The sequence below is a fragment of the Streptomyces sp. NPDC059582 genome, from assembly GCF_042735715.1.
Classification (GTDB): Bacteria; Actinomycetota; Actinomycetes; order Streptomycetales; family Streptomycetaceae; genus Streptomyces.
Map to the genome: position 1 here is coordinate 55,895 of NZ_JBHWCC010000004.1, position 19,141 is coordinate 75,035.

The window sequence follows — 19,141 nt, forward strand, 5'->3', positions numbered from 1 at the left end:
GGACGGTGGGCCCACCGGGGACGGTCGGCCCACCGGGGGCCGTCGGACGGATGGCCGACAGACGGGGAGCCGTCCCTCGGGTAGCCGTCCGGCGGGAAACCGTCAGCCGGGGAGGGGCCACACGTACGGCCCCTCCGGATCGTCCAGCCACGCCCACTCGCGCTCCTGGCCGACCGTGACGCCGTACCGCTCGCGCTGCGGTGCGTCCTCGCGCTCCCACAGCGTGTAGGCCTCCTGCGGTTCGAGGCTGCCGCGGCTCAGGGTGAGCAGGAACCGGAACAGTTCGTGGTCCCGGGCCCGGTGCGGCACCCCGCCGAGCGGCGGCTGCTCCGGCTCCGGACGGCCCTCGCCGCGCAGCGGCACGAAGTAGGCGGGCGTGTGCAGGAAGCGGCCCTCGGCGTACCCGGTGTCGCGTACCGTCAGCGCGATGAGGCCGGTGGCCAGCGGCGCCAGGATCCGGGCGCCCGGCCGGCACTGGGCGACCCAGGCGCGCGGGACCGAGGCCAGCGTGCAGGTGGCGATGATCCGGTCGAACGGGGCGCGCTCGGGGACTCCGCGAGCGCCGTCACCGGTGACGACGGCGGGGTGGTACCCGGCGTCCGCCAGATGCCGGCGGGCCGACTCGGTGATCTCCGGGTACAGGTCGACGGTGGTGACCAGGTCGTCGCCCAGGCGGTACGACAGCAGCGCCGCGTTGTATCCGGTGCCGGCGCCGATCTCCAGCACCCGGTCGCCGTCCGTGACCCGCAGGTCGGCCAGCATGAGCGCCATGAGGGACGGCTGGCTGCTGGAGGACACCAGGTCGCCGTCGCGCATCCGGGTGGCGAGCGGGGCGTCGGCGTAGGCGCCGCGCAGCCAGCGCTCCCGGGCGCCCGGGTCGGGGCTCTCGCCCCAGCAGCGTTCGTGGCCGCCCAGGACACCGACGTAGTAGTACGGCACGAAGAGGTGCCGTGGGACCGCCTCGAACGCCTCCTTCCACGCCGGATCCGCGTCGAAGGCCCCGCTCGCCTCGATCCCGCGCACCATCGTGGCCCGCGCCGAGGCGGCGAGGCCGGCCAGTTCCTTGTCGAGCGCCCGCGTGCTCATAGCTCCACTGTCCTGCGGGACGGGGCGTGAGGCGAACCTGCGCGCGGCGGACGAAGCGGCTGACCAGGGTGCGGTGACGTGAGGTCCTAGGCCTTGAGTCCTCGGTCATCCCGTCTGAGACCATGGGGTACGTGAATGAGATTCGGCGCGGCACGCTTCAGGAGCAGACCTTCTACGAGCAGGTCGGCGGGGAGGAGACCTTCCGTCGGCTCGTCCACCGTTTCTACGAGGGCGTCGCCGAGGACCCGATCCTGCGGCCCATGTACCCGGAAGAGGACCTGGGCCCGGCCGAGGAGCGCCTCAGGCTGTTCCTGATGCAGTACTGGGGCGGTCCCACGACCTACAGCAACAACCGCGGCCACCCTCGCCTGCGGATGCGCCACGCCCCGTTCACCGTCGACCGGGCCGCGCACGACGCCTGGCTGCGGCACATGCGGGACGCCGTCGACGACCTAGGCCTGTCCGAGGAACACGAGACGACGCTGTGGAACTACCTGACGTACGCGGCCGCCTCGATGGTGAACACGGCGGAGTGATCCACACGGTGTGACGCACGGATTCCGGTCGTCCGACGCCGGAATCCGGCCACATTCCTCTCAAGCCCCGGTCCTGCTCAGCACGGCCAGGGTTCTCTCGTTCGGGCAGGTCAGCGGACGCTGACGCCCAGCGCCCCGAGCCCCGCGGTCCGCACGGCGACCGACCCGTACGGCGTGCGCAGCCGCAGCCACGCCCCCGACGAGTACAGCCTGGACTCCGGCTCGCCGGACTCCTGCGCGGCCCGCAGGAAGCCCAGCGACTGCGCCGCGTGCACGACCCGCACGGGGAGCCGGGTGTTCCCCACCGTCCGGGACCAGATCTCCCGCCCTGTGCGGTCGAGTTCGGCGCGGGTACGCCGATCGTCCGGCAGCTCCGCCGTACGGGAACGGAACTCGGCGACGGCGGCGGCCACCAGCCCGCGCAGGGCGTCCGGCGCGGGCAGCCCGGTCTCGGCCAGCCATCCGCCGCGCGGCGGCAGCACTCCCGCCCACGGCGGTCCGGTCACCGCGCCCGGGACGGCGGCCGTGGCCGCCTTCTCGTCCACCGATTCGAGGAGTTCACCGGCGGACACGGTCACGTCGAGCGTGACGTCGAGGCCGTTCTCGTACGGCTTGGCCAGCCGCACCGCGCGGATCACCAGCACCTCGAAGGACGGCGGCCGGCCGAACACGGCGAGTGCGGTGCCGGCCGCCTGGAGACGCACCGCGGCCGAACGGTCGTAGTGGAGCAGCCTGGAGAGGAAGGCCGCGAGGTCCGCCGCCTCCCCTTCGTCGGCGAGGTGGAGCACCGTCATGCGGCGACGGCCTCCCCCTCATCGGCGTTCTCGTGCTCGTCCATGTACTCCTGCAGGAACTCCCGCTCCTCCGCCGTGATCCGCCGCGGCCGCTGCTTGTCGAAGTCGAACGGCACGATCACCGTCGAGGCCCGGACGTAGACCTGGTCCGGGTCCTTGACCTCGTAGGTGATCGTGAACGACGCCGCTCTTATCTGGGTGACCCACAGCTCGATCTCCACCGGCGAGTGCCGGTGGACGAGCTGCCGCTTGTAGTCGATCTCGTGGCGCGCCACCACCGACCCCTGCTGGAAGTCCTTGTCCGGACGGAAGAGGAAGTCGATACGGGCTTCCTCCAGGTAGCGGAGGAAGACCACGTTGTTGACGTGGCCGTACGCGTCCATGTCCGCCCAGCGCAGCGGGCAGCGGTAGATGTGCCGCAAGGTCGATCAGCCCCGGGTCAGCTTCTTGTAGGTGGCACGGTGCGGACGCGCGGCGTCCGGCCCGAGCCGCTCGATCTTGTTCTTCTCGTAGGAATCGAAGTTGCCCTCGAACCAGAACCACTTGGACTCGCCCTCGTAGGCGAGGATGTGCGTGGCGACCCGGTCGAGGAACCACCGGTCGTGGGAGACGACCACGGCGCAGCCGGGGAACTCCAGCAGCGCGTTCTCCAGCGAGGAGAGCGTCTCGACGTCGAGGTCGTTGGTCGGTTCGTCGAGGAGCAGCAGGTTGCCGCCCTGCTTGAGGGTGAGCGCGAGGTTGAGGCGGTTGCGCTCACCGCCGGACAGGATGCCGGCGGGCTTCTGCTGGTCCGGGCCCTTGAAGCCGAAGGCGGAGACGTACGCCCGCGAGGGCATTTCCACCTGGCCCACGTTGATGTAGTCGAGCTCGTCGGAGACCACGGCCCACAGGGTCTTCTTGGGGTCGATGTTCTCGCGGCTCTGGTCGACGTAGGAGATCTTGACGGTCTCGCCGACCTTGATCGAGCCGGAGTCCGGCTCCTCGAGGCCCTGGATCATCTTGAAGAGCGTGGTCTTGCCGGCGCCGTTCGGGCCGATGACGCCGACGATGCCGTTGCGCGGGAGGGTGAAGCTCAGGTCCTCGATGAGGACCTTCTCGCCGAACGCCTTGTTGAGGTTGTTGACCTCGACGACCACGCTGCCCAGCCGCGGACCCGGCGGGATCTGGATCTCCTCGAAGTCCAGCTTCCGCATCTTGTCGGCCTCGGCGGCCATCTCCTCGTACCGGGCGAGCCGGGCCTTGGACTTGGCCTGGCGCCCCTTGGCGTTGGAGCGCACCCACTCCAGCTCTTCCTTGAGCCGCTTCTGCCGCTTGGCGTCCTTCTGCCCCTCGACCTTGAGACGGGTCGTCTTGGTCTCCAGGTACGTGGAGTAGTTGCCCTCGTAGGGGTAGGCGCGGCCGCGGTCGAGTTCGAGGATCCACTCGGCGACGTTGTCCAGGAAGTACCGGTCGTGGGTGATGGCCACGACGGTGCCCGCGTACTTGGCGAGGTGCTGCTCCAGCCAGTTCACGGATTCGGCGTCGAGGTGGTTGGTGGGCTCGTCGAGCAGCAGCAGGTCGGGCTGCTCCAGCAGGAGCTTGCACAGCGCGACGCGGCGCTTCTCACCACCGGAGAGGTTGTTGACCGGCCAGTCGCCGGGCGGGCAGCCCAGGGCGTCCATGGCCTGCTCCAGCTGGGCGTCGAGGTCCCAGGCGTTGGCGTGGTCCAGGTCCTCCTGGAGCTTGCCCATCTCCTCGAGCAGCGCGTCCGAGTAGTCGGTCGCCATCTGCTCGGCGATCTCGTTGAACCGGTCGAGCTTGCCCTTGACCTCGGAGACGCCCTCCTGGACGTTCTCCAGGACCGTCTTCGCCTCGTTCAGCGGGGGCTCCTGGAGCAGGATGCCGACGCTGTAGCCGGGCGCGAGGAACGCGTCGCCGTTCGAGGGGTGCTCGAGGCCCGCCATGATCTTCAGGACGGTCGACTTACCGGCGCCGTTCGGGCCGACCACACCGATCTTCGCGCCGGGCAGGAAGTTCAGCGAGACGTCGTCAAGGATCACCTTGTCGCCGTGTGCCTTGCGCGTCTTGCGCATGGTGTAGATGTACTCAGCCAAGAGAAACCGTCCGGCAGCTTGAAAGTCTGGCAGTGGGCAGAGGGCAGATACACCCCATCTTGCCTGACTGCCACCTCTGGGGGGAAACCCGTTCCGCCAGGCGCCCGTGACCTGGCCGTTCACCGACCGCGCTGGTAGCCGACCTGTCACGGTCGTCGCCGACGGTCGCTGTCGAGCGCCCCCGCACCGCCCAGGGACGGCCCAGCGCCAGGGCGGCTGTACGGGGTGGCGAAGGTACACGGATCACGCCGAGTTCGGAGAGTCCCCGGCTCGGCGCGCTTCTCGACTGCGGCGAACCATCGTCGGCCATGGTCGACCCTCCGGTGCGGCACGGCTGCGGCACACACCCGGCACCCGCATGAAGAGTTCGGCAACCAAGGCCCGACACCCCGCCGACCTGTCACTCGTCGTCGTAGCCGTTCCCTCACCTTCTATGAGGGGCCCGGATCGGGCCGAGCGCGTGAGGGTGGAGGAGCAGGGGTCCGCCTCACTGCTGTGTCGGCGTCTGCTTTCTGCCCAAGAGGAGCAGGGCCGCGCCGCCGATGACGACCAGGCCGATGGCCACTCCGGCGATCAGCGGGGTCGCGCTGGAGCCGCCGGTCTCGGCGAGGTTCGTGCCGGTGGCGCTGCCGCCGACCGTGGCGGGGCTCGGCTCGCTGAGGGTCTGCGCGGTGAGGCCGTCGGCGCCGCTCTGGGTCTTGCAGTCCAGGACGCCGGTGAATCGCTTCTCGAAGCCGGCCGGGCCGGTGATCGTGAAGTCGTAGGCCTGGTCTTCCTGCAACGGGATCGTGACCGTCTGCGACGCCCCCGCCGGGATGCTGTGCTCGATCCCCATCAGCTCGAAGGTGAAGTCCTCGTCGCCCTCGTTGGCCGTGGTGATGTCCACACCGCTCCTGGCGCAGTTCTTCACCGCCGAGAGCGCCGGTATGGCGCCCCGCGTCGCCCAGGCCGCGCTCGCGGTCGCCGAGACCGTCGACTCGCTGGAACCGGCCAGGATCTGCGTCTGGCTCCTGCTCTCGGAGGTGAGGGCGCGGCCCACCGGGACGGTGGTCGAAGCCTGCACGGTCAGTTCGGCCGTCCCGTCCGTGGCGTCCTCGGGCACGTCGAAGAACAGCTGGCTGCCCTCCCGCGCGGACGTGACGACCTTGCCGTCCTTGCCGACGATCCGTACCCCGCTCATCGCCGAGTCCGCCGGCGGAGTCACCGTCACGCTGTCCGCGTCGGTGTGGACCGTCACCGGGCCGAGCAGGCCGCCGGGGCGACCGGAGACCGCGGGCGGGTCGAGGGTCAGCGACGCCTTGGGCTCCGCGACGGTCCGGGCCGCCTCCTGGAGATAGGCGGCGAGCTTCTCGGCCTGCGGGTCGACGGCGTCCACGTCGGCGTCGTCCGAGTAGCGCCAGATGGCCACCTGGGTGCCGACCGCCGCGTCCTGCTCGGTGAGGCCGCCGTCGATACCGGCCTCGTCGGCGAGCGCCGCGAGGTCGTTGACCTGCGGGTAGGAGTTCTCCAGGATCCAGCGGATCCGGCCGGCGCCCTTGTTGGCGCCCAGGGACGTGCCGCTCCACGGCGTCTCGTGGTACTTGGCGTCCCGCTGCGTGGGGTTGTGGAGATCGACGCAGTACGTCTGAAGCGTGCCGCCGCCGTCCACGGACATCTCGAACAGGCCCGCCGACACCTGCTGGTCCCCGTCGGCGCCGTGGATCACGGCGCCGCCGTACGTCTTCAGGCTGCCCATGGTGGCGATCGCCCCGCCCTGGTTCTGCGACGTCTCCACGGCGACGGCCGGTCCCGCGACGGCCACCGCACCGGCGGCGACGAACCCGGACACCAGTGTCGCGGCGGCGAGGCGGGCCGCCCCTCGCCGGCGACGCAGGGACAGCGCGGAGAGCGAAGAAAACACAGAATTCCCCTTCGAGCAGGACCGGTTGACGTGGGGGTACCGGTCCCACCAGCAGAATCAGGAGCCTCAAGAGCTCTGTTCGGCATCCTAAGGAAGCGGCGCGCCGCCTTTCCCCGTCATATCGTCAGACAAGAGATCCGACTCGGAATCGTTATCGCCGAGGCCGTCCCCGAGCAGGGCTTATCGACAAATCAACCGGGGCGCCAGGGGTGGCTTCCAGGCCTGTTCATCGACACGCCGTAGTCCGGTCAGCTCGGGGTGACGCCCGACATCACGTCACCACGACCGGTTCCGGCTCCTGTTGGGTGGCATCCGCCTCGGCCTCGTCGGCCGGCGGGGTCTCCCAATCGGGCTCCGGCCGCGACGACGCGGCGGCCGCCCCTCCCGTCTCCGGCCTGCCGGAGCGCCGGAAGGCGGAGGTGCCCCGCGCGAGATCGTGGCCGATCGACACCGCGTCGATGTCCGCCGACGTCCGGCTCTGCCCGTCGCGCACCTCGGTGCGCACCTTCAACCGTCCCTGCACGATCACGGGCTCGCCCACCGACAGCGACGCCGCCGCGTTCGTGGCGAGCTGGCGATTGGCCCACACCGTGAAGAAGTTGGTGTGCCCGTCGGTCCAGGCGCTCTTCTCGCGGTCCCAGTAGCGCGAGGTCACCGCGAGCCGGAACCGCGCGGACGGTCCCGACGCCAGTTCCCGGTACACCGGCTGCGTGGCCACGTTGCCCACCGTGCACACGATCGTCTCGTTCATCGCGAACCCCTCCCTCACCCGGGCGCTCACCCCCGGGCGGGCACACGTACGGGCCCGTCCCGTACGGCTGCGTCTGCCGCGCCGGCCGCGATCACTCGCGCACCGCCGCTGCCGTGACGACCACGTCCGTCGCGATCGCCGCGAAGCCAGACTGCCTCCGCCGGGACGAGCCCGCCGAGCCCTGTGGACCACCGCCCGCCTGGGGAAAACCCCACCACCCGGACGGGTGACCCGCCTCCCCTCACGCCGTGACGGCGCGCCTCGGCGTGTTCGCGCCCCTCGCCGTCGATGACGGCCGCGGCCTCACCGCGCCGCGGCCCCCACCCCCACGACCCGGGCGTACTGTTCCCGCACCTCCCGGTACCGCAGCAGCTCCGCGGCCACCGGATCCAGCACCCTGGCCCGCCCGCAGCCCGCGGCCGCCTCCCGCAATCGCCGCTCCGCTTCCAGCCCGTACCGTTTCGCCGGTCCGCGCGCCGCCATCCGGCAGCTCCACTCGACCAGCGGACCGCCGACGATGCCGGCCACCATCAGCAGCACGGGCACACCCAGATTCGGCGCCATGACCCCGACGATCTGCCCCACCAGCCACAGCCCGCCGACGATCTGCAGCAGCGTCATCGCCGCCTGCGTCAGAACGGCAGCCGGCCACCAGCCCGGCCGCGGCGGCCGCCCGGGAGGCAGCCCGGCCCGCGCCGCCAGCTCGTCCAGCGCCTCGGGCAGACCCTGGGATCCTCGTACGGCCGCCTCACGCACCGCCTGCGCCCACGGTGTGGGCAGCCCGGCCGACGCCCGGTCGGAGACCATCCGCACCGCCTGTTCGACGCGCTGGCGCGCCGTGGCCTCCTCGTCGGCCTGCGTCCGCAGCGGAAGCCGCCCGGTGAGAGGTCCGGAGCGCGCCTGGCACCAGCGCCACAGCCGCAGCCACGGTGTCCCGCACGCGCGGTTGGCGTTGCGCAGCCACGCGCGCTCGGCCGCCTCGCCCGCCGCCGTGGCACCCACCGCGTCGGCCAGCCTGGCGGTGAACTCGTCGCGCGACTCCTCACTGAGCCCGATACGCCGTCCCGTCGCGTACACCGGTCGCAGCCCGGCCGCGGCCGCGTCGACGTCGGCCGAGATGCGACGGGCCGCCGCCCCGCGCTCCGTCACGAACTGGCCGAGCACTTCGCGCAGGTCGCCGACGCCGTCCCCGGTCAGCGCGGACAGCGCGAGCACGGTCGCGCCCGGTTCGCCGTACTCCCCGAGGGCGATCCCGTCCTCGTCGAGCAGCCGCCGCAGATCGTCGAGGACCAGCTCGGCGGCTTCTCCGGGCAGCCGGTCGACCTGGTTGAGGACGACGAACATGACCTCCGCGTGGCCTGCCATGGGCCGCAGGTAGCGCTCGTGAAGTACGGCGTCGGCGTACTTCTCCGGGTCGACCACCCAGATGACCGCGTCGACGAGCGCCAGGACGCGGTCCACCTGCTCACGGTGCTGCACCGCCGCCGAGTCGTGGTCGGGCAGGTCGACCAGGACCAGCCCGCGCAACTGCGCCTCCGCCTCGGCGCTCTGCAGCGGGCGCCGCCGCAGCCGCCCGGGGATGCCGAGCCGGTCGATGAGGTGCGACGCGCCGTCGCTCCAGCTGCACACGATGGGGGCGGCGGTGGTCGGCCGCCGTACGCCCGTCTCCGAGATCGTCACACCGGCGAGCGTGTTGAACAGCTGCGACTTGCCGCTGCCGGTGGCACCCGCGATGGCGACGACCGTGTGCTGCCCGGAGAGCCTGCGCCGGGCCGCCGCCTCGTCCAGGACCCGGCCGGCCTCTGCGAGCGTCTTGCTGTCGAGCCGGGTGCGGGAGAGACCCACGAGCTCCCGCAGCGCGTCGAGGCGTGAGCGCAGCGGTCCGTCGTACGCGAGGGGGGCGGCGATCAGCGGCGTCTGCTTCCGGCTCTCGGCGGTGGCAGCAGCGGCCGCGGCAGCAGCCTCGGCAGCACCTTCCTCGGTCACCCGCCGCGCGATCAGTCCGTCGTCCCAGGCACCGGCGGACTCGGCACGGTCCTCGCGATCGGCATGGTCCTCGCGATCACTTCGGTCACTTCGGTCACTTCGGTCGCTCCGGTCGCTTCGGTCCTCGCGATCGGTGCGGTCGGCTCGGTCCGAGCGATCTGAGCGGTCCGTACGATCCGTGCGATCCGAGCGATCCGTGTCATCCGTACGGTCCACTCGACCCGCGCCATTCACCTGATCGGCCCGGTCCGCATTCTCCCGTCGCCCCTCGCAACGGTCGTCCCAGTCGGCGTCACCTCCCTGACGAGCGCGAACTTCCTCCGAACGGCCCTCCCCGGCGTCCTCGCCGGGGTCCCTTTCGGAGTCCTCTTCGGAGGACTGCCGCGGGGGCTGTCCGGCGGAAGACCCCTCCGCGGGGAGGCCGGTTTCGTGATCGCCCTCCCCAGGGGCCCGGTTTTCGGCGTGGTCGCCCTTGGGGGCCGCCTCCCCGCCGTGATCGGCATGTTCCGTGTGGTCCTGGTCAGTGACGGCGGTCACCGGTCACCTCTCCTTCTGCAGTACGGACAGCGCGGCGATGAGTTCGGCCTGGGGCTCCACCTGGATGTCGAGCCCGTCCAGGGGCGCGAGGCGGCGCTCGCGTTCGGTTTGCAGCACCCGGTCCACGTGATCGGAGAGCAGTCGCCCGCCCCGGTCGCGCAGCCGCAGCGCGCCGTGCGCTCCGAGCCGCTCCGCGAGGCCCTCGCCCGCGGACCGCGCCCTGCGGCCGCCCAGCAGGGCGGTGGCGACCAGGGCGGAGATCACCTCGGGGTCGGGGGCGGTGCCGCGGTCGAGGGCACGTACCTCTTCCTCGGCGTACTCCACGAGCTCCCGTCGCCAGCGCCGTACGGCCATCCCGATCCGGTGCTCGGCGCTCTCCGGCGACTGATCTCGTCCGGCCAGTTCGGGTGCGCCCGCCGCGGGTTCCCGCCGCCAGGCGTCGTCGATGCGCTCGTCCGCCGCGGTGACGGCGCACAAGAGGAGTGAGCCGAGGCTCTCCGCGAGGGCGTCGAGGAGTTCGCTCGCGGTGCAGTCGAGCGGGAAGGCACGCCACCGCTTCAGGGCACCCCCCGCGAGTACCGCACCGCCCTGCAACCGCCCCCGTACGCGCGTGTACTCGCTGTCGTACGCCCCGTCGACGGCGGCGGTGAGCCGGAGCGCCGCCGCGTGCTGTGCGGCGGTGGCGCCGGCGAGTTCGGGCATCCGCGACCTGAGGGAGTCGAGGACGCCGTGGGCCGTGCCGGCCATGGCGTCCTGCCGGGAGGCCGGATCCTGGGCGTGCTGGATGAGCCAGGTACGCAGGGCCGCCACGGCGGTCGCCGGAAGCAGCCCACCGCCCCAGGCCGACTCGGGCAGCTCAGGCACGGTGAAACGGGGTACGTGGCCGAGTCCGGCCTTGGTGAGCAGGGCGCCGTACTGCCGCGACACCTCGGAGATGACCTGGTGGGGCACCCGGTCCAGCACGGTCACGAGCGTGGCGCGGTACTCCTTGGCGGTGCGCAGCAGGTGCCACGGCACGGCGTCGGCGTAGCGGGCGGCCGTCGTGACCATGACCCAGATGTCCGCGGCGCAGAGGAGTTCGGCGGCGAGTACGCGGTTGTCCGCCATCAGGGAGTCGATGTCGGGTGCGTCGAGGAGGGCGAGGCCGCGCGGCAGGGTGTCGGCGGTCTCGATGCGCAGGACGCGTTTGCCGTCCTCCCCGGACACCAGCAGTTCGTCCCCGGGGTCCTGATGGGGCACCCACACGCGCGTGAGGTCGGGTAGGACGCGCATCCCGCTGAACCAGTGATGGTCCTCCGGATGGCACACCAGGACGGGAGTGCGGGTCGTGGGCCGCAGCACCCCCGCTTCACTGACCCGGCGTCCTACGAGTGAGTTGACGAGCGTCGATTTGCCGGCCCCGGTGGATCCCCCGATGACGGCCAGCAAGGGCGCTTCGGGCTCCCTCAACCGGGGCACCAAGTAGTCGTCGAGCTGGGCGAGCAGTTCGTCGCGGTTGGCACGCGCGCGCGGGGCCCCCGCCAGGGGCAGCGGGAAGCGTGCGGCGGCGACACGGTCGCGCAGGGCGGAGAGTGCGTCGAGCAGCTGAGGCCGTACGTCCAAGGTCACCACATGCGAAGAATGCCCAATTTTAGGGGATTTCTGAAGCATATGGGCATGTCTGCGCGCCGATAGAACACAAGGGACGGAAGGTACGACCGGGACATGGGCACAGCTCAGGCATAACGAGTGCACAACACCCGGTGCGCGAGGCCCCAAAAGCGATGCACGATTCGTACCTGCCTGCGATTATCAGGACCGCTTCACTGAACCTCCACATCGAGCCACGGAGGCGAAGCAATAGGGACAAGGATCCGGGAGCCCTATCCTTGTCCCCGGCATCGTCATGGGTCGGCCCGCACCTGGGCCACCACCGACGAGGCCACCACACCAGGCCCCCGTAGCTCAGTGGATAGAGCAGGCGCCTTCTAAGCGCTTGGCCGCAGGTTCGAGTCCTGCCGGGGGCGCCACGCCTCGCCCTCCCCTCGGGAGGGCTTTTTTGCTGTTCCAGGGCCGGTCCCACACGACACGACGAAGCCCCGGGCACTCCCCCGACGATCAAGGGGAAGTTCCGGGGCCGTCCGGCTGTCACCGGGTTTTAGCGGGTGGCCGTGTCGAACACGTGTCGAAGTTCTCGGCGCTGAGCCTCAGTCCGCGTCGGCCCCGCTCGGCGAGGCCGCCCGCGGCTTCCAGGCGCCGTTCCCAGTCAGGCAGCTGCCCCTCGACACGCCGCGCGTAAGTGGCCAGCAGCACCGGCACGCTGTTTCCGGCCCACTCCGCCACCCGCGCGGGCGGGATCCCGTCGTTGAGCCACTTCGTCAGGCGCGTGTGCCGGTTGTCGTACACCCGCCGCCCCGTGGGCGACTCGAAGACGTGTCCGGTCTTGGCGACAGCCGTCGCCTCCGTCCCCTTGGGGGGATCGGTCCGCAGGACACGGCGCCGGATCGCGTGCGCGCCTCATCTGAATCGGACCCGTCCAGGGCGGACGTCGAAGATCACCCGCGCCAACTCCAGGACGGACCGCGGAGCGGACGTCCCGCACCGTTGCCCGGCGTCGCGGTCCCGACCGGCGGTGCAGCGCTCGGGGGGTCAGCGGGCTGGTTCACCGTGCCCGGGGCCTGCGCGAGTCCGGTGGCCCACAGCTGGTCGACACGCGAGCGCTCGGTGGCGTTCGGGTAGCGGTTGGTGCAGGACGGGCCGGGGCCGCCGCCCGACATCAGCTCACTGCACGGCCCGCTGTAGTCGTCCGGCAGGCCCAGCACGTGCCCGGTCTCGTGGGTGACGACGCGGACCGAGTCGCTCTGCTGGTTCTGGGCGTAGTCGAGGAAGACGTAGCCGCTTCCGTGGCCGTCGGTGGAGGCGTGGGACCCGCGAGGGTCGTTGCCCTCGTAGTAGGAGAAGTCGGCACTGCCCGAAGCCTCCTGGAGCTTGACGTTGGACTCGGAGCTGTTCCAGATCGAGGCCGCGCTCGATATCTGCGAACGGAAGCTCGGTGCCCGGGAGGCGTCGTAGTAGACGGTCACCGCCTGCGCGCCGGGCTGGGCGGCGCGTTTCTCGGCGACCGACTTGAGGACGGCCTCGAAGAACGCCTTGTTGTTCGCGGCCTCCTCGACCGACCTGTCGTACCGCGCCACGGAGGTACCGGCGGAAGCGGACGGGGTGGCGGCCGTCTGGGCGCTCGCCGGCACCGCCACGCCCAGCACGCTGGAGGCCAGACCCAGGCCGAGAGCGAGGGCGAGGAGTCTCGCGGACGTTCGGGACGACTTCATGTGGGGGGCTCCTACTCACTCGGTGACGCCGAGCACCCGGTGCGCGGTCGACCTGCGTGAACACAGGTTCCGAACTGCAGCGACGTCCTGTGGGTCGACATTCTTAGAACGGCTCGACAGGGAGCGCAAAGGGTCTCGCCACTACGACGCCTCGTAGGTCCCGGGACCTCGCCAGGGCAGTTCGCGGGCCTCCGGTCCGCGCCTGGCGGCAGGCGGGAAAGCTGTCGCGCCGTCAGAAGCCTTACACCACGGGGCAGTGGGCGCGCGGGCCGCCCGGGCGGAATTACGGGACGCACGGCAGGATCCACATCAGGGCCAAGACGGACAAATCCTCAGATGTCCGCCAAGTCGCGTCTACTAAGCATGCCGGTTGATTGACGGAGTGCTGTGACCGACGTCATAGAAGATGGGCGTACGTCGCTTTCGCGCCCCACCGGCCCCGGGGCGCACGCCAGGGAGTCACCCTCGGCGCCGGGCGGCATCGCTCACCGCTGAGCCGCCGCCGCTCAGTCCCGATCGGGATGGCGGCCGGGCACGCCGCGCAGCCCGGCGAGCGGCGCGGCGAGCGGCGCCGGGGGCGGCGCGGCGAGCGGCGCCGGGGGCGGCGCGGCGAGCGGCGCCGGGAAAGGTCGGTGGGTTCCCTGCCCGCCTCCAGCAGTGTGTCCGCCGCACCCGGTGGCTTCGCGACTACGCGGGCCGGGCTGTCGTCAGCCACGCGAACGAGGGGCCTGCCCTGCCGTAGGCAGTACTCGGACTGACGTCCAGAAGCCGCTGACCGCCGGGTTGCCGCCTATGCGGCCCCCTACTTGATGCAGGCGGCCCGCACGGACCCGGCAACACGCCTGGGTGAACCGTGGCTTGCGGCATCACCCCAGCCGGGCGAGGCACTGCTCCATCTCATGGCTTCCGTTCGGCCGCATGGTGCGGTTCGTCCTTCTCAGCGCAGTTGCTCGGCCAGTCCGACGATGATGCCCTCCGGGCCGCGGAGGTAGCAGAGCAGATAACTGTCCTCGAACCGGGCGATCTCGCCCACGAGTTCGGCGCCGTGAGGGCGCAGACGGGCAACGGTGTCCTCGATGTCGTCGACGGCGAACATGACGCGGTGCGTGCCCAGAATGTTGTGCGGCCGGTTGCGCGGCCCGGCGCTGATCGCCGCGGGGCTGCGGTACTTCGCCAGCTCGAGCCGGCTGTGACCGTCCGGGGTCCGGACCATCGCGATGTCACAGCGGACGCCGTCGAGTCCGGTGCACTGGTCGGCGACGAGGCCCTCGACCTCCGCCCTGCCCTCCAGCTCCATACCGAGTTCCACGAAGAACGCGATGGCGGCGTCCATGTCCTCGACGACGATGCCGACGTTGTCCATCCGCTGAATCGCCATGCCGGTCTCTCCTTCTTCCTCGTGCGGCCGGTGGTGGCCGCTGATGTCCCTGGGACGGAGCCGGCGGCACGTTCTCGACATCCGCGGACCGCCGAACTCCGAAGATCCGGATCGCGCCTCAGGTGAGATTCATCCGGATGTGCCAACCCACCGCCGGCACGATGAGAACGGCTCCCACGAAGGCCCCCACCGCTGGTTGCCGCGCTGTGCGAGGTATAGATCAGAGCGAGCATGCTCAGCCGGATACCCGGCGGGAGCGGCCGTAGCCAGTGGACGTTGGCGCCCCCTGTCGAAAACGTGTCGAAGGCGCCGCTCTGTCGCGCTCGGCGTCCGTGGAGCACCCTGTCACGGTCAGAGCCGGTCCCTTGCGACACGGCGAACGCCCCGGACACTCCCCCGACGATCAAGGGAAGGTTCCGGGGCCGTCCGGCTGTCACCGGGTTTTTCGCAGGTGGCCGTATCGCATACGTGTCGAAGTGCTCGGCGCGGAGCGTCAGGCATACACGAGCAGGAAGTCACACGTTCTCGTGCCGCCGTGGATCGACGTATCGCTGCTCAGGACATAGAAGCGGTCGGCGAAGACCCCATTCGTCATCTTCGGCACCACGATCAACGTTTGCTCCGCCATGTCCAGATTGGACGGCGTCACCACATACTGATTCAGGAGGGAGAAAAGATTCCGACCAAGGCTGGTCAGAACGAGCGCCCGGTACGTGCGATCCCCTTGGGAACCCGTGATGGGTACCTGGTAGTGCGAATCGTTCCATTGCGCCGGGTGGGCGGCGACACGGCCCGCCGTTTCGAGGTCCTGCAGTCGCTTCTGCGTACTGTCTCGCACGCCGGCCATGTGGATATGCAGTTGATCGAAGCGCCGGGCGGACTTCGAGTTGATCCCCAATCCGATATTGCTGTAATTCACGGGGACGCTCCCCCCGTGCTTTGCGTTCTCCCACGCATCGTTCCAGTAGTTCGCCGCCGAAGCGGACTCGAGAAACGGGCATTCGATACCCGTGATTCGACAACTGGGGCACAGCAGATAATTGTGCTGATTCTCGGGCTTGCCGTGCAACACGACGTAATTTGACGTTGTTTTCAAGCAGTCAGGCGCGCGCTGCGGTGCCGGTGGCGGTGTCCCATTCGTGCAGTACTGGACATCGTTCCACAGCGGATCCCTGTCACTGGGATGACCGCAGACGGACTGGAGCTGCGCAGGGGGGCAAGGGCTCGCCTCTGCGCCCGGCCCTGAGTCGGGAGGCGTGCAGGGACACGGGTCGGACGAGGTTTCTCCGTGCGTGGGGAGGGCTGCCGCGGCCGCACTCGAGACTGCTCCCGCACCGGCCAGGAGCGCCGCCGCGCCGGCGGCACCGGTGAGTGCGACGAATTGACGCCGAGGCAACCCGGCGAAATTCTTGTCCTCGCTCATGCGTTGGCTCCACTCCTGATGAACACTGCTTGGATTTGCACTGCTTCGATTTGCACTGCTTGGATTTCCTGGCCATGAGCGGGCGGGCAGCAGGAGCGCCCGGTCGAGACGGTCATTCCTCCCGCCGCCCTGAGGGCGCTCACCGAACCGCTCACAGGGTAGGCGGCGAGGAGCGCGGCGCGATGAAACGCAGAGCTCGACAAAATGGCGGATCCTGAAATCCATACAGACGGAGTATCCGTAGGTGCGAGAATTCGCACTCGCAGCACCTGGACTCACGAAGGCGCGGACAGCCGACTGCGGGCCATGCGCGGTCGGAGTGCGCGCGCGGGTGGGCTGTTCTAGTCTCGGACGGGGAAGGGGCTGTCCTGCCGAGCCGACGGGTGCCTGCCCGGGTCCACGGTTTTGCGCGGTCGCCTCTGCTGCGCGGTGCGTCGAATTCGCGAATCCCCGACCAACCCCGGAGAGCAGGTGTCTCCCATGCAGGTGGCGGCGCGTATCGCTGGTGTCCTCACCGGTCTGACGCTCGGAGTCGGGGGCGTGGCCTTCGCCGCCCCCGCCGCCCAAGCGGACATCCCGGCCTGCACGAACATGGTCCAGAAAGCGGGTGTCGAAGTCTCGGACGCCGTCAGAACGGCGTGCACCCAGGGTGTGCACCGTGACCTGCAGGGCTGTGTGAGCGCCCTGACCGGGGCCGGTGTGCCGGGCGGCGCCGCGAACGGAGCCTGCCGGATGGCGGCCAACCCGCCTTGATGGCATCTGTGGCGGTACGCCGTTCGGCATCTGTGACGGCTTGACCGACCGCGCCGGACTCCGTGCTACCCGGCTCCGCGGGCCGTCCCTCCCGCGGACGTTCCCTGAGCGACGGGGTGCCCGTCCCGCGGGCGCTCCCTGAGCGCGGGGTGCCCAGGGGCCTCGGATACGGTGGCCGGTGATCTGCCGGTCACCGAGCCGAAAGGTGTGCCCATGTCCGAGGAGAGCACTCTCGAACACGTGGCCGTGGTCCCGGTCGCCCGTGTCGTCGGCGGTCGCGCCGAGGTCCGTGACGACGAATGGGGTATGGAGACGGCCGTCATCCGGCTGGACGGCGAGCAGTTCGGCCCCGACGCGCTCTCCGGGCTCGACGCCTTCTCGCACCTGGAGGTCGTCTACCACTTCGACCGCGTCCCGGCGGAGCGGATCGAGACCGGTGCCCGCCGGCCGCGCGGAAACCCCGAGTGGCCCCTGGTCGGCATCTTCGCCCAGCGCGGTAAGAACCGTCCCAACCGGCTCGGCGTCTCCCGGTGCCGCCTGTTGCGGGTCGACGGACTCGACGTGCGCGTACAGGGACTGGACGCCGTGGACGGGACCCCCGTCCTCGACCTCAAGCCGTACATGGACGAGTTCGGACCGCAGGGTGCCACCACCCAGCCGGACTGGGCCACCGACATCATGCGGCACTACTACTGACGCCCCAAGACCGACGACCGACCGCTGAGGAGATCACGTGCGGCTTCGCTGTGCCGTCCTCGACGACTACCAGGACGCGGCGACCGCACTAGCCGACTGGTCACCGCTCGCCGACGACGTGGAAGTCGTCCCCTTCCGCACCCACCTCGACGGCGAGGACGCCCTGGCAGCCGCCCTCGCCGACTTCGACATCGTGGTGACCCTGCGGGAACGCGTGCCGTTCCGCGGATCACTGCTCGCCCGGCTGCCGCGGCTGAAGCTGCTCATCGCCTCCGGCATGCGCAACAGCGTCATCGACTACGCCGCGGCCGAGGCACACGGCGTCACCGTGTGCGGTACGGCCAGTTCCTCCACCCCGCCCGTCGAACTGACCTGGGCGCTGCTGCTCGGCCTCGCCCGTGGCATCGTCGAGGAGAACGACGCCCTGCGTTCGGGCGGGCCCTGGCAGTCCACCGTCGGCGCCGATCTGCACGGCCGCCGGCTCGGCCTGCTGGGGCTCGGCAGGATCGGCAGCCGGGTCGCGCAGATCGGGCTCGCCTTCGGCATGCACGTCAGCGCGTGGAGCAGTCACCTCACGAAGGAGCGCGCCGACGAGGTCGGCGTGGAACTCGCCCCCTCCAAGGAGGAGTTGCTGGCCACCGCCGACTTCGTCTCCGTCCACCTCGCCCTCGGTGAGCGCACCCGGGGCCTGCTCGGACCCGCCGAGCTCGCCCTCCTCAAGCCGACGGCCTATCTCGTCAACACCTCGCGCGCGGCCATCGTCGACCAGGACGCCCTGCTGGCCGCCCTGCGCGAGGGCCGGATCGCCGGTGCCGGCATCGACGTCTTCGACATCGAGCCCCTCCCCGCCGACCACCCCGTCCGCACGGCGCCGCGACTCCTCGCCACTCCGCACCTCGGCTATGTGTCGCAGGCCAACTACCGTACGTACTACGGCCAGACGGTCGAGAACATCCAGGCGTACCTGGCGGGCGCTCCCCTACGCCGACTGCCGTGACCGGACTCGGTCAGGCGGACGGTACCGGTCGGCCGCTCTCGGCCCGCCCCGCCTCGGTCCGCCGCGCCTCGGCCCGCCCCGCCTCGGCCCGCGTCGCCTCAGTCCGAGCCATCTCGGCCCGCGCCGCCTCGGTCCGCCCCGTCCACCGGTAGATCCCCTCGCTCCGGTCCAGGTGGCCCAGGTCCACCAGATAGCGCCGGAGCGTCACATGGTCGACGTCGCCGTCGTCGCACCACGCCCGCAGCCTGTCGTTGACGACCCGCTCGGGGTACGCGACACCGGGTTCGAAGGTCTGCTCGGCGATGTGGCGCAGCACCAGCTTCTTGCGGCTCCACCGGGCGGGGAGCCGTACCAGCCGCCCGTCGCGTACGAAGGTCCGCAGGACCATGTCGGCCCGCTCGTCGCCCGCGCCGGGAACCCCGTCGGCCGACTCCGACGGCCAAGACCCCGGCCGCTCCCGCTCCCGTTCTCGCTCCCGCTCCTCCCGACCCGTTCTCGCCAGTTCCCGGAACAGGCCGTACGCCACCCCGAGGGTCTCGTCCTCCCCGGCCGCCACCACTCCCTGCACGCGCAGCCGGTGCAGCGCTCCGGCGGTCTCCTTCGCGGACAGACCCGCCACCGCGGCGACCTGCTCGGCCGTGCCCGCCCCTAGCGCCACCGCCGCGAAGACGCGCACGCGGCTCTCCTCGGCGAACAGACGGATCAGTTGCTCCGGTCGGCGACCGCACGTATCGACACGGCCGAAATCCTCGGACGGGTCGGGCCGGTCGGGCCGGTCGGATTGGTCGAGTCGGTCAGGTCCGTTGGTAGGCATGGCGGGAGGCTAGTGGCGTTCCCGGCGCGGGCCGAGTGAATTACGCGGAACCGGTGGCTCGTTGCTCCGCGCGGGCCTGACTCTCGTTC

At 70.7% G+C, this 19,141-nt stretch carries 16 protein-coding genes, 1 tRNA gene and 1 pseudogene; 5 read left to right on the top strand and 13 right to left on the bottom strand.

Annotated elements, in window-relative coordinates; all coding sequences use genetic code 11:
- Nucleotides 1-102: 102 nt before the first annotated feature.
- A complete protein-coding gene (locus ACFV0T_RS05275; RefSeq protein WP_385774641.1) occupies nucleotides 103-1,086 on the bottom strand; it encodes a methyltransferase domain-containing protein in 984 nt (327 codons plus the stop codon).
- A gap of 122 nt (nucleotides 1,087-1,208) precedes the next feature.
- On the opposite strand from ACFV0T_RS05275, the gene ACFV0T_RS05280 reads away from it, so the two are divergent.
- Nucleotides 1,209-1,622, top strand: coding sequence for a globin (locus ACFV0T_RS05280; protein ID WP_385774643.1), 414 nt, complete (start codon nucleotides 1,209-1,211; stop codon nucleotides 1,620-1,622).
- A gap of 110 nt (nucleotides 1,623-1,732) precedes the next feature.
- Here ACFV0T_RS05280 and ACFV0T_RS05285 read toward each other — a convergent pair whose 3' ends face one another.
- The 7 genes from ACFV0T_RS05285 to ACFV0T_RS05315 form a co-directional block, all read right to left on the bottom strand.
- Nucleotides 1,733-2,416, bottom strand: coding sequence for a hypothetical protein (locus ACFV0T_RS05285; protein ID WP_385774645.1), 684 nt, complete (start codon nucleotides 2,414-2,416; stop codon nucleotides 1,733-1,735).
- Nucleotides 2,413-2,838, bottom strand: a complete 426-nt coding sequence (locus tag ACFV0T_RS05290; RefSeq protein ID WP_385774647.1) for an acyl-CoA thioesterase — start codon at nucleotides 2,836-2,838, stop codon at nucleotides 2,413-2,415. The genes ACFV0T_RS05285 and ACFV0T_RS05290 overlap by 4 nt, the downstream gene beginning before the upstream one ends.
- 6 nt (nucleotides 2,839-2,844) lie before the next feature.
- Complete coding sequence (gene ettA, locus ACFV0T_RS05295; protein ID WP_385774649.1) at nucleotides 2,845-4,509, bottom strand: energy-dependent translational throttle protein EttA; 1,665 nt, start codon at nucleotides 4,507-4,509, stop codon at nucleotides 2,845-2,847.
- A gap of 487 nt (nucleotides 4,510-4,996) precedes the next feature.
- On the bottom strand, nucleotides 4,997-6,409 hold the full coding sequence (locus tag ACFV0T_RS05300; protein ID WP_385774651.1) for a TQXA domain-containing protein: 1,413 nt from the start codon (nucleotides 6,407-6,409) through the stop codon (nucleotides 4,997-4,999).
- A 271-nt stretch (nucleotides 6,410-6,680) separates the two neighbouring features.
- The gene (locus tag ACFV0T_RS05305; RefSeq protein WP_385774653.1) at nucleotides 6,681-7,160 is read right to left on the bottom strand and encodes a single-stranded DNA-binding protein; all 480 of its coding nucleotides are present in this window, start codon (nucleotides 7,158-7,160) and stop codon (nucleotides 6,681-6,683) included.
- A gap of 303 nt (nucleotides 7,161-7,463) precedes the next feature.
- Complete coding sequence (locus ACFV0T_RS05310; protein ID WP_385774655.1) at nucleotides 7,464-9,146, bottom strand: GTPase; 1,683 nt, start codon at nucleotides 9,144-9,146, stop codon at nucleotides 7,464-7,466.
- Nucleotides 9,147-9,686: 540 nt separating this feature from the next.
- On the bottom strand, nucleotides 9,687-11,294 hold the full coding sequence (locus tag ACFV0T_RS05315; protein ID WP_385774657.1) for a dynamin family protein: 1,608 nt from the start codon (nucleotides 11,292-11,294) through the stop codon (nucleotides 9,687-9,689).
- A gap of 322 nt (nucleotides 11,295-11,616) precedes the next feature.
- Between ACFV0T_RS05315 and ACFV0T_RS05320 the strand changes: the two genes are divergently transcribed.
- A tRNA-Arg gene (locus ACFV0T_RS05320) sits at nucleotides 11,617-11,692 on the top strand.
- Nucleotides 11,693-11,810: 118 nt separating this feature from the next.
- On the opposite strand, the gene ACFV0T_RS05325 is transcribed toward ACFV0T_RS05320, so the two are convergent.
- The 4 genes and pseudogenes from ACFV0T_RS05325 to ACFV0T_RS05340 all read right to left on the bottom strand — a co-directional run bounded on the left by ACFV0T_RS05325 (nucleotide 11,811) and on the right by ACFV0T_RS05340 (nucleotide 15,792).
- The gene (locus ACFV0T_RS05325; protein WP_385774659.1) at nucleotides 11,811-12,068 is read right to left on the bottom strand and encodes a hypothetical protein; all 258 of its coding nucleotides are present in this window, start codon (nucleotides 12,066-12,068) and stop codon (nucleotides 11,811-11,813) included.
- A gap of 269 nt (nucleotides 12,069-12,337) precedes the next feature.
- Nucleotides 12,338-12,991, bottom strand: a pseudogene (gene snpA / locus ACFV0T_RS05330) (snapalysin); the annotation flags it as partial.
- A 937-nt stretch (nucleotides 12,992-13,928) separates the two neighbouring features.
- On the bottom strand, nucleotides 13,929-14,369 hold the full coding sequence (locus ACFV0T_RS05335; RefSeq protein WP_359451757.1) for a VOC family protein: 441 nt from the start codon (nucleotides 14,367-14,369) through the stop codon (nucleotides 13,929-13,931).
- Between the two features lie 493 nt (nucleotides 14,370-14,862).
- A complete protein-coding gene (locus ACFV0T_RS05340; protein WP_385774662.1) occupies nucleotides 14,863-15,792 on the bottom strand; it encodes a CDP-diacylglycerol diphosphatase in 930 nt (309 codons plus the stop codon).
- A gap of 480 nt (nucleotides 15,793-16,272) precedes the next feature.
- Here ACFV0T_RS05340 and ACFV0T_RS05345 point away from each other — a divergent pair, with 480 nt between their 5' ends.
- The 3 genes from ACFV0T_RS05345 to ACFV0T_RS05355 all read left to right on the top strand — a co-directional run bounded on the left by ACFV0T_RS05345 (nucleotide 16,273) and on the right by ACFV0T_RS05355 (nucleotide 18,238).
- A complete protein-coding gene (locus ACFV0T_RS05345; protein ID WP_385774664.1) occupies nucleotides 16,273-16,545 on the top strand; it encodes a hypothetical protein in 273 nt (90 codons plus the stop codon).
- 213 nt (nucleotides 16,546-16,758) lie between these two features.
- Nucleotides 16,759-17,241: an SAM-dependent methyltransferase gene (locus ACFV0T_RS05350; RefSeq protein ID WP_385774666.1), complete on the top strand. Its 483-nt coding sequence runs from the start codon at nucleotides 16,759-16,761 to the stop codon at nucleotides 17,239-17,241.
- 37 nt (nucleotides 17,242-17,278) lie between these two features.
- Nucleotides 17,279-18,238, top strand: coding sequence for a D-2-hydroxyacid dehydrogenase family protein (locus ACFV0T_RS05355; protein WP_385774668.1), 960 nt, complete (start codon nucleotides 17,279-17,281; stop codon nucleotides 18,236-18,238).
- Nucleotides 18,239-18,248: 10 nt separating this feature from the next.
- Here the strand turns inward: ACFV0T_RS05355 and ACFV0T_RS05360 are convergent, their stop codons facing one another.
- The gene (locus ACFV0T_RS05360) at nucleotides 18,249-19,052 is read right to left on the bottom strand and encodes a DUF2087 domain-containing protein (protein WP_385774670.1); all 804 of its coding nucleotides are present in this window, start codon (nucleotides 19,050-19,052) and stop codon (nucleotides 18,249-18,251) included.
- Nucleotides 19,053-19,141 lie beyond the last annotated feature (89 nt).

Bases quoted from the DNA above. Each gene is read 5' to 3' on its own strand.
- ACFV0T_RS05335 (WP_359451757.1), bottom strand. From the start codon at position 14,369: ATGGCGATTCAGCGGATGGACAACGTCGGCATCGTCGTCGAGGACATG.
- ACFV0T_RS05345 (WP_385774664.1), top strand. From the start codon at position 16,273: ATGCAGGTGGCGGCGCGTATCGCTGGTGTCCTCACCGGTCTGACGCTC.
- ACFV0T_RS05360 (WP_385774670.1), bottom strand. From the start codon at position 19,052: ATGCCTACCAACGGACCTGACCGACTCGACCAATCCGACCGGCCCGAC.
- ACFV0T_RS05340 (WP_385774662.1), bottom strand. From the start codon at position 15,792: ATGAGCGAGGACAAGAATTTCGCCGGGTTGCCTCGGCGTCAATTCGTC.
- ACFV0T_RS05305 (WP_385774653.1), bottom strand. From the start codon at position 7,160: ATGAACGAGACGATCGTGTGCACGGTGGGCAACGTGGCCACGCAGCCG.
- ACFV0T_RS05285 (WP_385774645.1), bottom strand. From the start codon at position 2,416: ATGACGGTGCTCCACCTCGCCGACGAAGGGGAGGCGGCGGACCTCGCG.
- ACFV0T_RS05350 (WP_385774666.1), top strand. From the start codon at position 16,759: ATGTCCGAGGAGAGCACTCTCGAACACGTGGCCGTGGTCCCGGTCGCC.
- ACFV0T_RS05280 (WP_385774643.1), top strand. From the start codon at position 1,209: ATGGGGTACGTGAATGAGATTCGGCGCGGCACGCTTCAGGAGCAGACC.
- ACFV0T_RS05275 (WP_385774641.1), bottom strand. From the start codon at position 1,086: ATGAGCACGCGGGCGCTCGACAAGGAACTGGCCGGCCTCGCCGCCTCG.